The sequence below is a fragment of the Pseudomonas sp. 1L-B-1-E-C1 genome, assembly GCF_057291835.1.
The window spans coordinates 122,349-134,613 of record NZ_JBXAWN010000002.1 but is presented as its reverse complement, the minus strand read 5'-3'; the positions used below and the strand labels follow the sequence as shown (position 1 = coordinate 134,613).

Here is a 12,265-nt window from a genome sequence, read left to right as displayed (position 1 = left end):
CCATGAGCAAGTTTTTTGATGAGCTGATGGAAAGCGTGCAGGAAATGGATGAGATTCTCCGGGGTGAAAAAAAACCTTCCCGCGAATTTTATGTGGATGCATTACAGGTTAAACAGATTCGCAAAGCGACGGGAATGACGCAGGCAAAGTTCGCAGCCTTGATTGATGTCCAGCTCGGGACGTTACGCAATTGGGAGCAAGGTCGTCGTCAGCCGACGGGGCCGGCAAAAGCGCTACTCAAGGCAATTCATAACGATCCTGTCCATGTGCTGAGTGCACTGGCTGATTGACAGGTTCTGAAGAAGTAACCAAGCCAAGTCTTTGAGGCCAACCGAGCTGCATTTCAAATCGAAAATAAAAAACCGCCCCAAAGGGCGGTTTTTTCATTCACTGCAAACCAATACTTACAACTTCGGCCCAGCCGCCTTGATCGCGTCGCTCACTTCGAACTTCTTGAAGTTCTCGATGAACAGACCGGCCAGGGCTTTCGCTGCCTCGTCATACGCAGCCTTATCAGCCCAGGTATTGCGTGGGTTGAGCAGGTTGGTGTCGACGCCCGGTACGGCCAGTGGCACGTCGAGGTTGATGGTGTCGAGGTGTTCGGTGGCTGCGCCGATCAGCGCGCCGCTCTGGATCGCGGCAATCACTGCGCGGGTGGTCGGGATGTTGAAGCGTTTCCCGACGCCGTAGCCGCCGCCGGTCCAGCCGGTGTTGACCAGGTAGACCTTGGAGCCGAAGCCGCGGATGCGCTTGATCAGCAGCTCGGCGTATTCGCCAGCCGGGCGCGGGAAGAACGGTGCGCCGAAGCAGGTGGAGAACGTCGACTTGATGCCGCTGCCCGAACCCATTTCAGTCGAGCCCACCAGTGCGGTGTAGCCGGACAGGAAGTGGTAGGCCGCTTGTTCTTCGTTGAGGATCGACACTGGCGGCAGTACGCCGGTCAGGTCGCAGGTCAGGAAGATCACCGCGTTTGGCTCGCCACCGAGGTTCTTCTCGGAACGCTTGGCAACGTGCTCCAGCGGATACGCGGCGCGGCTGTTCTGGGTCAGGCTGACATCGGCGTAGTCGGCGTGCTTGGCGTCGTCGATAACGACGTTTTCCAGCACCGCGCCGTGCTTGATGGCTTTCCAGATGACCGGCTCGTTCTTCTCGGAGAGGTCGATGCACTTGGCATAGCAACCGCCTTCGATGTTGAACACCACGCCTTCGCCCCAGCCATGTTCGTCGTCACCGATCAGGTAACGGCTTTCGTCGGCGGACAGGGTGGTTTTACCGGTGCCCGACAGACCGAAGAACAGGGTCACGTCGCCATCTTCGCCGATGTTGGCAGCGCAGTGCATTGGCAGCACGTCAGCGGCCGGGAGCAGGAAGTTCTGCACCGAGAACATGGCTTTCTTCATCTCACCGGCGTAACGCATGCCGGCGATCAGCACTTTCTTCTGCGCGAAGTTGATGATCACGCAGCCGTCGGAGTTGGTGCCGTCACGCTCAGGCACGCACTCGAAGTTCGCGACGTTGAGCACTTGCCATTCTTCGCGGCCAGCCGGGTTGTACTGGGCCGGGTTGATGAACAGGCAACGACCGAACAGGTTCTGCCAGGCAGTCTGCGTGGTCATTTTCACGGCCAGGTAGTGATCTTCCGCCGCGCCTACATGCACGTGGGACACGAAGTGCTCTTGCGCGTTGTTGAAGGCCTCGACGCGAGCCCACAGCGCATCGAACTTGTCGGCCGGGAACTTGCGGTTGATCGGGCCCCAGGCGATAGCGGCCTGGGTGGAAGGCTCTTCAACGATGAAACGGTCGACTGGCGAACGGCCGGTGCGGTGACCGGTGCGAACAACCAGAGCGCCGGTATCGGCAAGCTCGCCTTCACCGCGATTCAGGGCTTCTTTTACCAGATCATCAACACTCAGATCGGTGTACACGGCGTTATTGGCTTGCGTCATGAGGTTCCCCGTCGGCCAGTGGCCGAGTGTGCTCCAAACGTTTTGTAGTAGAAAGTCGTGCACTACTACCGCGAAAAAAGTGGGCCGGATTATGCCAGAAAAGCCCAAAAAGAGTAGGGTCCTCCCGTCGTAACGGCGATATTCCGTCATTCCGCAGTGAATTTACCTGCGCTGAACCGTTTTAGTGACGGGTATCTGACGGCGTATCGACGCCCGCGCCAGCGAACAATTGAGCAATATCGGCCGCATCGAACAGGTACTGCTGATTGCAGAACTGGCAATCGATCTCGACTTTGCCGCCCTGCTCGGCTGCCAGCGCCAGCGCATCTTCCAGCCCCAGACTGACCAGCGCATTGCCGGAGCGTTCCCGCGAGCAGCTGCAACTGAAACGCAGATGCTGCACATCGAACAGGCGCACTTGCTCTTCGTGGTACAGGCGATGCAGCACGGTTTCGTTGTCCAGGCTGAGCAGTTCATCGGCGCTCAGAGTGCTGGCCAACGCGGTGAGGTGCTGCCAGCTGGCGGCCCGTTCTTCTTCGTCTTTCAAGCGATCGGCGGGCAATTGCTGCAGCAGCAGGCCACGGGCACGACGACCGTCGGCGAACAGCTTGAAGCGCGTGCCGACTTGCTGCGACATGACGAAATAATTGGTGAAGCAATCCGAGAGGGTTTCGCCGTCGAGGTCGACGATACCCTGATAGCGCTGGCCCACAGTCGGATCGACAGTCAGGGCGAGAACGCCGTTCGGCATCAGGTCGCTGAGGGTGGCGTCAGCCGCGATCTGCTCGGCGTCATAGCGCGCCAGGCCACGGATTTCGCGCTCGCTGGAGCACTCGATCATCAGCAGCGGAATCGGCCCTTCCGAACGCGCCTGCAAGATCAGCAGGCCATCGAACTTGAGCGTGCCGACCAGCAACGACGCGGCCGCCATCAGTTCGCCGAGCAACTGCGCGACCGGCTCCGGGTACGGGTGTTTGGCAAGGACTTCGGCGTAGCTGCGCTCCAGCGCTACCAGTTCGCCGCGAGTGTCGCTGTCATCGAAGATGAAGCGTTGAGTGAAATCGGTATCCGCTAGGTCGGTCATAGGTCTGGGTATCTGAATGTGATGACAAAATGGTTACAAAACGTGAAAATTTGCGCTTGCTGGCACTTTTTTTGGTGCCGGCGCTTTTCGCCATGGGAGGCATTTTATGAACAATCCGGGTTTGTTCCAATCAAGGTGGAACCTCGGCCGGCTGGTTCTGTGTAACGTAGTGCCGTTGGCGCTACTGGCTTTCTGGTTATGGCCTACGGGCCAGATGCTGTGTGTGATTTTCGACGAGTGGCTGTTCCGCTCGCTCAATGCACCACTGGCCAGCAACCCGATATGGCTCCACATCTGGGCAATTGCAAGTCTGCGCCCGTTCGACATCGTCGTCGGACTCATTTTGCTGACGCTGCTGATCAAGGGCGACTGGGTCTTCAGGGCGATCGACGTGCGCCGCGCATTCTTCGGTTTTTTCTCGATCCTGCTGTTGATGGTGGTGATTCGCGCGCTGTTTTCCAAATTCGCCGATCACATGGGCTGGCAGCACAGCAGCCCGTCGATGGTGATCGAGGGTGCTGTGCACATCAGCGATTATTTTCCTCACCTGGAAAAAACCTGGGAGCTGAAGGACCGTTCGGGCCAGAGCTTTCCCGGGGATCATGCTTCGGTGCTATTGATCTGGGCGCTGTTCATGGGCGTGTTCAGCCGCACCGTAGGCCAGTTTTTGACGGTCTGGGGTCTGGCAGTGCTGTTCATGTTGCCGCGTCTGGTGGCTGGCGCGCACTGGGGCCAGGACGACTACATCGGTGGCGTGCTGCTGGCGGTATGGGCGTTGGGCTGGGGTTACTACACGCCGTTTGCCTGGCACGCGTCGAACTTCTGGTTGAAGCTGACCGCGCCGGTTTTCGCGCTGTTGGGCAAGTTGCCGCTGGTGTCGCGGATGAGTGTAATTTCCGCCCGGTAAATGGTGGAACCTCGAAAAGATCGCAGCCTTCGGCAGCTCCTACTGGGATCGCATTCCAACTGTAGGACCTGCCGCAGGCTGCGATCTTTTTACTCGTCGTTGCTACCGCGAAACTTGAACAGATCGCGCCGCTGCTTCTTGCTCGGCTTGCCATCGGTGCTCACGCCCAACGACCCTGCCTTGCGCATCGCCGCAGCCGCTTCACGCTTGGCGATACTCGCCTCGGTCTCGGCATACAGGGTCTGCGCCTCGGGTGCGCCACGACGCACGATCGACAACGCTTCGACCCTCACGGTGCGCACTTCGAAGCCGGTGCGAATCTCGAACTCATCGCCTATGCGTGGCTCCTTGCCCGGTTTGCAGCGTTCGCCGCGACAATGCACCTTGCCACTTTCAATCGCTGCTTTGGCCAGGGCACGAGTCTTGTAGAAGCGCGCCGCCCATAGCCATTTATCGAGACGGACCTTGTCGTCCTCCTCCTGTTTCTGCGCCATATGAATTCCTCGTTCAGCCAGTAGTCGGAACTGTACTACCGTTTCTGTCGGGCGCAAGAACCCGGCCCACCAGATAGACTGTGATCTTCGCCGCATGACCGGCCTGGAGTGACCGAGTGACAAAATTTCCGACTTCATTGACCTCGCCCAACGGCGGTTGCCAGGGCTGCCAGCAAAGCGAGCCGCTGGACTTCGATTTTGCCTTCGCCTTCCAGCCGATCGTCGACCTGCGCGATCAGTCCGTGTTTGCCCACGAAGCGCTGGTGCGAGGCGTGGCAGGAGAAGGCGCACTGTCCGTGTTAAATCAGGTTACAGAAGACAATCGCTACCGTTTCGACCAGCTCTGCCGGACCCGCGCCATCGAAGGTGCGGCGAACCTTAATATGCAGACACACTTGTCGATCAACTTTTTGCCCAACGCCGTCTACCGTCCAGAGCTGTGCATTCGCAGCACGCTGGAGGCCGCTCGTAAACACAACTTTCCGATCGACCGGCTGATTTTCGAAACCCTGGAAATCGAGCACGTAGATAATTATCGCCATTTGACCAATATTCTGCGTGAATACCGCGAATTCGGCTTCAAGACCGCCATCGACGATTTCGGTGCCGGCTATTCGGGGCTCAATCTGCTGGCGGATTTCCAACCGGACCTGATCAAACTCGACATGGCGCTGATCCGCGATGTCGATCAAGACCGTGTCCGTCAGGTGATCGTGCGGGGGATTGTCACAATGTGTGCGGAGTTGGACGTTACAGTCATTGCCGAAGGCATCGAGAGCGTCGGGGAACGGGATTTCCTCGCGGACTGTGGAATATTTCTGATGCAGGGCTACTGGTTCGCCAAACCTGCTTTCAAAGCGTTGCCCCAGGTGCCGGACGAGGCCTGGAAGCGTTAACCCCTTGGTTTTTTTCATTGAAGACATTTGATCATTTGACCGTTGTCGGTCTGCGCGAGTGGGTGGCGCTCCCTGGCCTGGGAGTCGCCGGCCTGCGCGCGAAAATCGACACCGGCGCCAGCACTTCCAGCCTGCACGCCACCGACATCGAACCGTTCGAACGCGACGGCGAGAAATGGGTGCGCTTCACCGCGCACCTGGGCACGGTGGTGCAATTGCGTCACCGCCGCTGCGAAGCACCGCTGGTCACGCGCAAAACCATCAAAAGCTCCAATGGCCATGCGCAGGTGCGCTACGTGATCAGCACCACGCTGGCCCTGGGTGATCGGGTCTGGCCGGTGGAATTCACCCTGGCCTGCCGCAAGTCCATGCGCTATCGCCTGTTGCTCGGCTCCAAAGCCCTGATCGATGGCCAGTTGGTGGTCAATCCGGGCGTCAAGTATGTACAAGACAAGCCGGTGTTCCCGGTATCTACCTCCTCCACAGGTGTTGCATGAAGATCGCTGTGCTGTCGCGTAATCCGCGTCTGTATTCCACCCGCCGTCTGGTCGAAGCCGGAATCGAGCGCGGGCATGAAATGGTGGTGATCGACACCTTGCGCGCCTACATGAATATTGCCAGCCACAAGCCGCAGATCCATTACCGCGGCAAACCGCTGGAAGGTTTTGACGCGGTGATCCCGCGGATCGGCGCGTCGGTGACGTTCTACGGCTGCGCGGTGTTGCGTCAGTTCGAGATGATGGGTGTGTTCCCGCTCAACGAGTCGGTGGCGATTGCCCGTTCGCGGGACAAATTGCGTTCGCTGCAGTTGCTGTCGCGGCGCGGGATCGGTTTGCCGGTTACCGGTTTTGCTCACTCGCCGGATGACATTCCCGACCTGATCGCCATGGTCAACGGCGCACCGCTGGTGATCAAGGTGCTTGAAGGCACTCAGGGCATCGGCGTGGTGCTGTGCGAAACAGCCACGGCGGCAGAATCGGTGATCGAAGCGTTCATGGGCCTGAAGCAGAACATCATGGTTCAGGAATACATCAAGGAAGCTGGCGGCGCAGACATCCGCTGCTTCGTGGTCGGCGACAAGGTGATCGCGGCGATGAAGCGTCAGGCCAAGCCGGGCGAGTTTCGTTCCAACCTGCACCGTGGCGGCAGCGCCAGCCTGATCAAGATCACTCCGGAAGAACGCATGACCGCGTTACGCGCCGCCAAAGTCATGGGCCTGGCGGTGGCGGGTGTGGATATTCTGCGTTCCAATCACGGCCCGCTGGTGATGGAAGTGAATTCGTCGCCGGGACTGGAAGGGATTGAGACCACCACCGGGAAGAATGTGGCCGGGATCATCATCGAGCATCTTGAAAAAAATGGCGGGCCGAATATGACCCGCACCAAAGGCAAGGGTTAGAAGCAAAAGATCGCAGCCTTCGGCAGCTCCTACAGGGGAATGCATTTCCAGTAGGAGCTGCCGAAGGCTGCGATCTTTTTTTCAGCCGTTACACAGCATCCCGGGGCAACATCAACCCCAACGGCAATCTCACCCGCGCCTCAAGCCCACCGCCGGACCGGTTGCGCAATTCAACATTGCCGCCATGCATTGCGGCAATCCGCTTGACGATCGCCAACCCCAACCCGGTGCCCTTGCCACCGCGAGCCCGATCACCTCGGGTAAACGGGTTGAAAATCGCTTCGAGCTCGGACGGATCAATCCCGGCGCCACGGTCCATTACGCTCAGCACCACATACGGCGCGCTGACGTCACCGGAAACATAAGCCGCGACTTCAACGCTGCCACCGGCATGGTTCAAGGCGTTGCCGATCAGGTTGTTGAGCAAACGCTTCATCGAAACCCGACGCAGCGGGAAAGGCTGGATCGGTTCCAGGCGCAGGCGCACTTTCTCTTCGTTCTGGTTGTACGGTGCGGCCACTTCACGCACCAGATCGCTGAGGTCGACTTCTTCCACCGACTCGTCGCGACCGTCGCGAATGAATGCGAGAAACTGATCGAGAATCGCGTCCATGTCTTCGATGTCGCGGACCATGTCGTCGGTGAGGTCGGTGTGGTCGCCCATCAGTTCCAGCGACAGGCGCAAGCGTGTCAGCGGCGTACGCAAGTCGTGGGACACCCCCGCCAGCATCAGCTCGCGTTCGCGCCCGGCCTGTTCGACGTCTTCGGCCATCTGGTTGAACGCGCGGTAAACCTCGGTCATTTCGCTCGGCGTGTCGCTGATCGGCAGGCGCACGCTACGGCCCTGGCCAAGTTGCCGCGCGGCATAGACCAGACGCTTCAATGGCTGGTTGAGCTGGCTGACGAAAATCCATGCCGACGCTGTCGACAAGAGGCCGATGGCAAGGAACCAGCCGAGCACGTTCCAGATTTTCTGGCCGCGCAGCGGATGTGGATACAACGGTACTTTCAGCCAGCCATCACCCAGACTGGGTGCGCGAACCCACAGTGCCGGTGGTGAGTGCATGCGCAACCGCACCTCGGTGTCGGCACCCAGTTCCGCCTGCATCTGACGCTGATAGATTTCGCTGTAAGGCCAGTGCTGTTCGCCTTCCGGCACACCGGCGCCGACCACCCGAATCAGGGTCGCGGCATCGGCAATTTTTGCGCGGTTTTCTTCGTCGGCGGCCCAATAGGCGCGCAGCGTCAGAGCGACGCCGTGACTGTATTGGCGATCCACCAGCACGTCCTCGTTCATCAACAGATAAACCAGGGTCAGCGCCTTGGAAAACAGCACGACGATAAGCACCAGCCAAAGGGTGCGAGAGAAAAAGCTTTGGGGGAACCAGACGGGGGTTTTCATCTTTAACCGCTACACACTTGCAGGAGCGAGCAATGCTCGCATATTGCGGATTGCGAGTCTGTGGCAATGGTCAGGCGACCAGAGCCGGCAGACCCGCTCCTACAAATCACCGATCACTTGGTGGCGGCGCCATCCGGTACGAACACGTAACCCACGCCCCAGACGGTCTGGATGTAGCGCGGTTTCGACGCATCGGGCTCGATCATCCGGCGCAGACGCGAGATCTGCACGTCAATGGAACGCTCCAACGCATCCCACTCACGGCCACGAGCCAGGTTCATAAGCTTGTCGCGGGTCAGCGGCTGACGCGCGTTCATCACCAAAGCCTTGAGTACAGCGAACTCACCGGTGGTGAGCATGTGCACTTCGTCGCCACGCTTGAGTTCGCGGGTGGCCAGCGACAACACGTAATCACCGAAGGTGACGTTTTCGTCTTCGCTGCCCGGCGCGCCCGGTACCGGTGCGGCCTGACGGCGCAAGACCGCTTTGACCCGCGCCATCAGCTCGTCCGGGTTGAACGGCTTGGCCAGGTAATCATCGGCGCCCAGTTCAAGGCCCTTGATACGGCTCAGCTCATCGCCCTTGGCGGTGAGCATGATGATCGGAATCTGGTTGTTCGCGCCACGCAGGCGGCGGCAAGCGGTCAGGCCGTCTTCGCCCGGCAGCATCAGGTCGAGAACGACCAGATTGAACACTTCACGCGCCAGCAGACGATCCATCTGCTCGGTGTTCGGAACGGTACGGGCACGGTAGCCCTTGCTGACGAAGAAACGCTCCAGCAGGCTGCTCAGCCCCGGATCGTCATCCACGATAAGAATTTTTTCGCCTTCAGCCGTTTGTGCAGTGCTGCTCATTGGATGCTCCTTTTAGCTCGGCGCGCATTATGGCGTAGCTGCCGTTATACGCACCGTGTGCATTGTTAGCAGATTTTTCCTTCACTGCCAGAAAACCGGGGTTTATGCCTACAGACTGCGACGCCCCCGAATGACAGAACGCTGGTTATAATGCGCGGCGTTTTGCGCCAGGCAACGTCTGAATCGTTACCGTAAGTGGCCGGTATTTTTTCCGGCCATGTGCAGCAACTGTTCGATTTCACGGGTCAATGGGCAGCCTCTTGATCCAGGCAGCGGCAATCTTTCAGCCGCTCAATCAGCCTCCAGGCCTTTATCTGCGTGCCTGTGAGCCTGCTTTTCATACTATGTCAGGTGGTTTTATGGACAGCATCAACAGCCGCATCGCCGAGGAACTCGGCGTACGCCCACAACAGGTCGAAGCGGCCGTCGCGCTACTCGATGAAGGTTCTACCGTTCCCTTCATCGCCCGTTACCGGAAAGAAGTGACCGGCAGCCTCGATGACACTCAGTTGCGTCATCTGGAAGAGCGCCTGCGCTACCTGCGAGAACTCGACGAACGGCGCATCAGCATCCTCGCCAGCATCGAAGAGCAAGGCAAACTCACCCCGGCCCTCGAGCGTGACATCAAGTTCGCCGACACCAAGACGCGCCTCGAAGACCTGTACCTGCCGTACAAGCAGAAGCGCCGCACCAAGGGCCAGATCGCCCTCGAAGCCGGCCTCGGCGAACTGGCCGACGGCTTGTTCAACGACCCGAACCTGTCGCCGGAAACCGAAGCCGCGCGCTTCGTCGATGCCGAAAAAGGCGTGGCCGACGTCAAGGCTGCGCTGGAAGGCGCCAAGTACATTCTCATGGAGCGTTTCGCCGAAGACGCCGCCCTGCTGGAAAAACTGCGTAATTTCCTCAAGCAGGAAGCGATCCTCAGTGCCCGCGTCATCGCCGGCAAGGAAGAGGAAGGCGCCAAGTTCCGTGATTACTTCGAACACGACGAGCCGCTGAAAAGCATGCCGTCGCACCGCGCCCTGGCGATTTTCCGCGGCCGCAACGAAGGCATCCTCAGCTCCGCGCTGAAGGTCGGCGATGAATTGCCCGGTACCATGCACCCATGCGAAGGCATGATCGGCCAGCAGTTCGGCATCCAGAACCAGAACCGCCCGGCGGACAAGTGGCTCAGTGAAGTGGTGCGCTGGACCTGGAAGGTCAAGCTCTACACCCACCTGGAAACCGACCTGCTGGGCGAGTTGCGCGACGGCGCCGAAACCGAAGCGATCAACGTTTTCGCGCACAACCTGCATGACCTGCTGCTGGCCGCTCCGGCCGGCCCGCGCGCAACCTTGGGCCTCGACCCGGGCCTGCGTACCGGCTGCAAGGTGGCCGTGGTCGATTCGACCGGCAAGCTGCTCGACCACGCCACGGTTTACCCGCACGTGCCGCACAACAAATGGGATCAGACCATCGCCATCCTCGCCGCGCTATGCGCCAAGCACTCGGTTGACCTGATCGCCATCGGCAACGGCACCGCCAGCCGTGAGACCGACAAGCTGGCGATCGAGCTGATCAAAAAATATCCAGCGATGAAGATGACCAAGGTCATGGTGTCCGAAGCCGGCGCCTCGGTGTACTCGGCGTCGGAACTGGCAGCCAAGGAATTCCCGGATCTCGACGTGTCGATCCGTGGAGCCGTGTCGATCGCCCGTCGCCTGCAGGATCCGCTGGCCGAGCTGGTGAAAATCGATCCGAAATCCATCGGTGTCGGCCAGTACCAGCACGATGTCTCGCAGCTGAAACTGGCGCGCGGTCTGGACGCCGTGGTCGAGGACTGCGTGAACGCCGTCGGTGTCGATGTGAACACCGCATCCGTGGCATTGCTGGCGCGGATTTCCGGCCTCAACGCGACGCTGGCGCAAAACATCGTTGCTCACCGTGACGAACACGGCGCGTTCAAGACCCGTGCAGCGCTGAAGAAAGTCGCGCGACTGGGCGAGAAAACCTTCGAACAGGCCGCCGGTTTCTTGCGCGTGATGAACGGCGACAACCCGCTGGACTCCTCGGCGGTGCACCCGGAAGCCTATCCGCTGGTGCAGCGCATTGCTGCGGAAACCGACCGCGACATCCGCTCGCTGATCGGCGATGCCGCGTTCCTCAAGCGCCTGGATCCGAAGAAATTCACCGACGAAACCTTCGGTCTGCCGACCGTTACCGACATCCTCCAGGAACTGGAAAAACCCGGTCGCGATCCGCGTCCGGAGTTCAAGACCGCCGAGTTCCAGGAAGGCGTCGAGGACCTCAAGGATCTGCAACTGGGGATGATCCTTGAAGGCGTAGTAACCAACGTGACGGCGTTCGGTGCATTCGTCGATATCGGCGTGCATCAGGACGGTCTGGTGCACATCTCGGCGCTGTCGGAGAAGTTCATCAAAGATCCGCGTGAAGCGGTGAAGGCCGGTGACGTGGTGAAAGTGAAGGTCATGGAAGTCGACATCCCGCGCAAACGCGTCGGCCTGTCGATGCGCATGAGCGACACTCCGGGCGAGAAGATCGACGGCGCCCGTGGCTCGCGTCCGGGCTCGGCACCGCGCCAGTCTTCGGGCAACGCGCCGCGCAAGGAAACCGCGACCGCCGCGCCGGTGAACAACGCGATGGCCTCGCTGTTCGCCAACGCCAAGCAGTTGAAGAAACGCTGATGGAAATGCCGGCCGGGCTCGTCGAGAGCGCGTTTTTCAAACTGCTGGGCTGCCGCCTGCACAGCATCGAAACCGGGGTGGCGCAAGTCGCCCTGGCGCTTGAGCCCGAACTGCGCAACCGTGGCGGCAAACTGCATGGCGGCGCACTGTTCAGTCTGGTCGACATTGCCATGGGCCTGGCTTGTTCCAGCAGCCATGGCTTCGATCAGCAGAGCGCAACCATCGAGTGCAAGATCAACTACATCCGCGCCGTTTCCGACGGCGAGGTGCTGTGCACGGCCCGGGTGATCCACCCGGGCCGGCGCACGCTGGTGGTCGAAGCCGAGGTCATGCAGGGCGACAAACTGGTCGCAAAAGCGCAAGGCACCTTCGCTGTCCTGTAGATGTTGCTCATCATTTTGAGTTAATTTCGGCGCAACGAATCCTGTGGGAGCTGCCGCAGGCTGCGATCTTTTGATTTTGTTTTTCGACAGCAAGATCAAAAGATCGCAGCCTGCGGCAGCTCCTACGGGTTATGTGTGCGGCTGACAGGCTAGAAAACCAGGCGATAACGCCAGTTTCAACTTCACCCTTGTAGACCGTCCTGCCCACCCCCATAT

The 12,265-nt window shown here is 59.8% G+C and carries 12 protein-coding genes; 7 read left to right on the top strand and 5 right to left on the bottom strand.

From position 1 onward, the window contains the following. Positions 1 to 2 precede the first annotated feature (2 nt). The gene (gene nadS / locus AC0Z4S_RS04295; protein ID WP_016772178.1) at positions 3 to 290 is read left to right on the top strand and encodes a NadS family protein; all 288 of its coding nucleotides are present in this window, start codon (positions 3 to 5) and stop codon (positions 288 to 290) included. 114 nt (positions 291 to 404) lie between these two features. Here nadS and AC0Z4S_RS04290 read toward each other — a convergent pair whose 3' ends face one another. Together AC0Z4S_RS04290 and hslO are read right to left on the bottom strand one after the other, a co-directional pair. Further along, on the bottom strand, positions 405 to 1,946 hold the full coding sequence (locus tag AC0Z4S_RS04290) for a phosphoenolpyruvate carboxykinase (protein ID WP_485622188.1): 1,542 nt from the start codon (positions 1,944 to 1,946) through the stop codon (positions 405 to 407). A 181-nt stretch (positions 1,947 to 2,127) separates the two neighbouring features. Continuing rightward, entirely contained in the window at positions 2,128 to 3,030 is a 903-nt protein-coding gene (gene hslO, locus AC0Z4S_RS04285; RefSeq protein ID WP_042608585.1) for an Hsp33 family molecular chaperone HslO, read from the bottom strand. 106 nt (positions 3,031 to 3,136) lie between these two features. On the opposite strand from hslO, the gene AC0Z4S_RS04280 reads away from it, so the two are divergent. Continuing rightward, the gene (locus AC0Z4S_RS04280) at positions 3,137 to 3,937 is read left to right on the top strand and encodes a phosphatase PAP2 family protein (RefSeq protein WP_253497952.1); all 801 of its coding nucleotides are present in this window, start codon (positions 3,137 to 3,139) and stop codon (positions 3,935 to 3,937) included. An 89-nt stretch (positions 3,938 to 4,026) separates the two neighbouring features. Here the strand turns inward: AC0Z4S_RS04280 and AC0Z4S_RS04275 are convergent, their stop codons facing one another. Next, complete coding sequence (locus tag AC0Z4S_RS04275) at positions 4,027 to 4,431, bottom strand: RNA-binding S4 domain-containing protein (protein ID WP_253497949.1); 405 nt, start codon at positions 4,429 to 4,431, stop codon at positions 4,027 to 4,029. A gap of 116 nt (positions 4,432 to 4,547) precedes the next feature. Here AC0Z4S_RS04275 and rimA point away from each other — a divergent pair, with 116 nt between their 5' ends. From rimA to rimK, 3 genes are read left to right on the top strand one after another with little or no spacing between them, the layout of a single operon-like run. Next, entirely contained in the window at positions 4,548 to 5,327 is a 780-nt protein-coding gene (gene rimA, locus AC0Z4S_RS04270) for a S6 modification regulatory phosphodiesterase RimA (protein WP_471878325.1), read from the top strand. 17 nt (positions 5,328 to 5,344) lie between these two features. Next, positions 5,345 to 5,824 (top strand): retropepsin-like aspartic endopeptidase RimB, encoded by a 480-nt coding sequence (rimB, locus tag AC0Z4S_RS04265; RefSeq protein ID WP_485622186.1) that lies wholly within the window; start codon positions 5,345 to 5,347, stop codon positions 5,822 to 5,824. Further along, a complete protein-coding gene (gene rimK / locus AC0Z4S_RS04260; protein ID WP_024011184.1) occupies positions 5,821 to 6,726 on the top strand; it encodes a 30S ribosomal protein S6--L-glutamate ligase in 906 nt (301 codons plus the stop codon). The genes rimB and rimK overlap by 4 nt, the downstream gene beginning before the upstream one ends. A gap of 88 nt (positions 6,727 to 6,814) precedes the next feature. Here rimK and AC0Z4S_RS04255 read toward each other — a convergent pair whose 3' ends face one another. Both AC0Z4S_RS04255 and ompR read right to left on the bottom strand, forming a co-directional pair. After that, positions 6,815 to 8,128, bottom strand: a complete 1,314-nt coding sequence (locus AC0Z4S_RS04255; protein WP_253497944.1) for an ATP-binding protein — start codon at positions 8,126 to 8,128, stop codon at positions 6,815 to 6,817. 113 nt (positions 8,129 to 8,241) lie between these two features. Beyond that, the gene (ompR, locus tag AC0Z4S_RS04250) at positions 8,242 to 8,982 is read right to left on the bottom strand and encodes an osmolarity response regulator transcription factor OmpR (RefSeq protein WP_253497942.1); all 741 of its coding nucleotides are present in this window, start codon (positions 8,980 to 8,982) and stop codon (positions 8,242 to 8,244) included. A gap of 359 nt (positions 8,983 to 9,341) precedes the next feature. Here ompR and AC0Z4S_RS04245 point away from each other — a divergent pair, with 359 nt between their 5' ends. Both AC0Z4S_RS04245 and AC0Z4S_RS04240 read left to right on the top strand, forming a co-directional pair. Then, a complete protein-coding gene (locus AC0Z4S_RS04245) occupies positions 9,342 to 11,666 on the top strand; it encodes a Tex family protein (protein WP_485622184.1) in 2,325 nt (774 codons plus the stop codon). Further along, a complete protein-coding gene (locus AC0Z4S_RS04240) occupies positions 11,666 to 12,049 on the top strand; it encodes a PaaI family thioesterase (protein WP_485622183.1) in 384 nt (127 codons plus the stop codon). Before AC0Z4S_RS04245 ends, AC0Z4S_RS04240 begins: the two co-directional genes overlap by 1 nt. The last annotated feature ends 216 nt before the right edge of the window (positions 12,050 to 12,265 follow it).

What these genes read in the sequence shown, in the direction of transcription:
- nadS (WP_016772178.1), top strand. Translation starts at nt 3, where the DNA reads ATGAGCAAGTTTTTTGATGAGCTGATGGAAAGCGTGCAGGAAATGGAT.
- AC0Z4S_RS04290 (WP_485622188.1), bottom strand. Translation starts at nt 1,946, where the DNA reads ATGACGCAAGCCAATAACGCCGTGTACACCGATCTGAGTGTTGATGAT.
- hslO (WP_042608585.1), bottom strand. Translation starts at nt 3,030, where the DNA reads ATGACCGACCTAGCGGATACCGATTTCACTCAACGCTTCATCTTCGAT.
- AC0Z4S_RS04280 (WP_253497952.1), top strand. Translation starts at nt 3,137, where the DNA reads ATGAACAATCCGGGTTTGTTCCAATCAAGGTGGAACCTCGGCCGGCTG.
- AC0Z4S_RS04275 (WP_253497949.1), bottom strand. Translation starts at nt 4,431, where the DNA reads ATGGCGCAGAAACAGGAGGAGGACGACAAGGTCCGTCTCGATAAATGG.
- rimK (WP_024011184.1), top strand. Translation starts at nt 5,821, where the DNA reads ATGAAGATCGCTGTGCTGTCGCGTAATCCGCGTCTGTATTCCACCCGC.
- AC0Z4S_RS04255 (WP_253497944.1), bottom strand. Translation starts at nt 8,128, where the DNA reads ATGAAAACCCCCGTCTGGTTCCCCCAAAGCTTTTTCTCTCGCACCCTT.
- ompR (WP_253497942.1), bottom strand. Translation starts at nt 8,982, where the DNA reads ATGAGCAGCACTGCACAAACGGCTGAAGGCGAAAAAATTCTTATCGTG.
- AC0Z4S_RS04245 (WP_485622184.1), top strand. Translation starts at nt 9,342, where the DNA reads ATGGACAGCATCAACAGCCGCATCGCCGAGGAACTCGGCGTACGCCCA.
- AC0Z4S_RS04240 (WP_485622183.1), top strand. Translation starts at nt 11,666, where the DNA reads ATGGAAATGCCGGCCGGGCTCGTCGAGAGCGCGTTTTTCAAACTGCTG.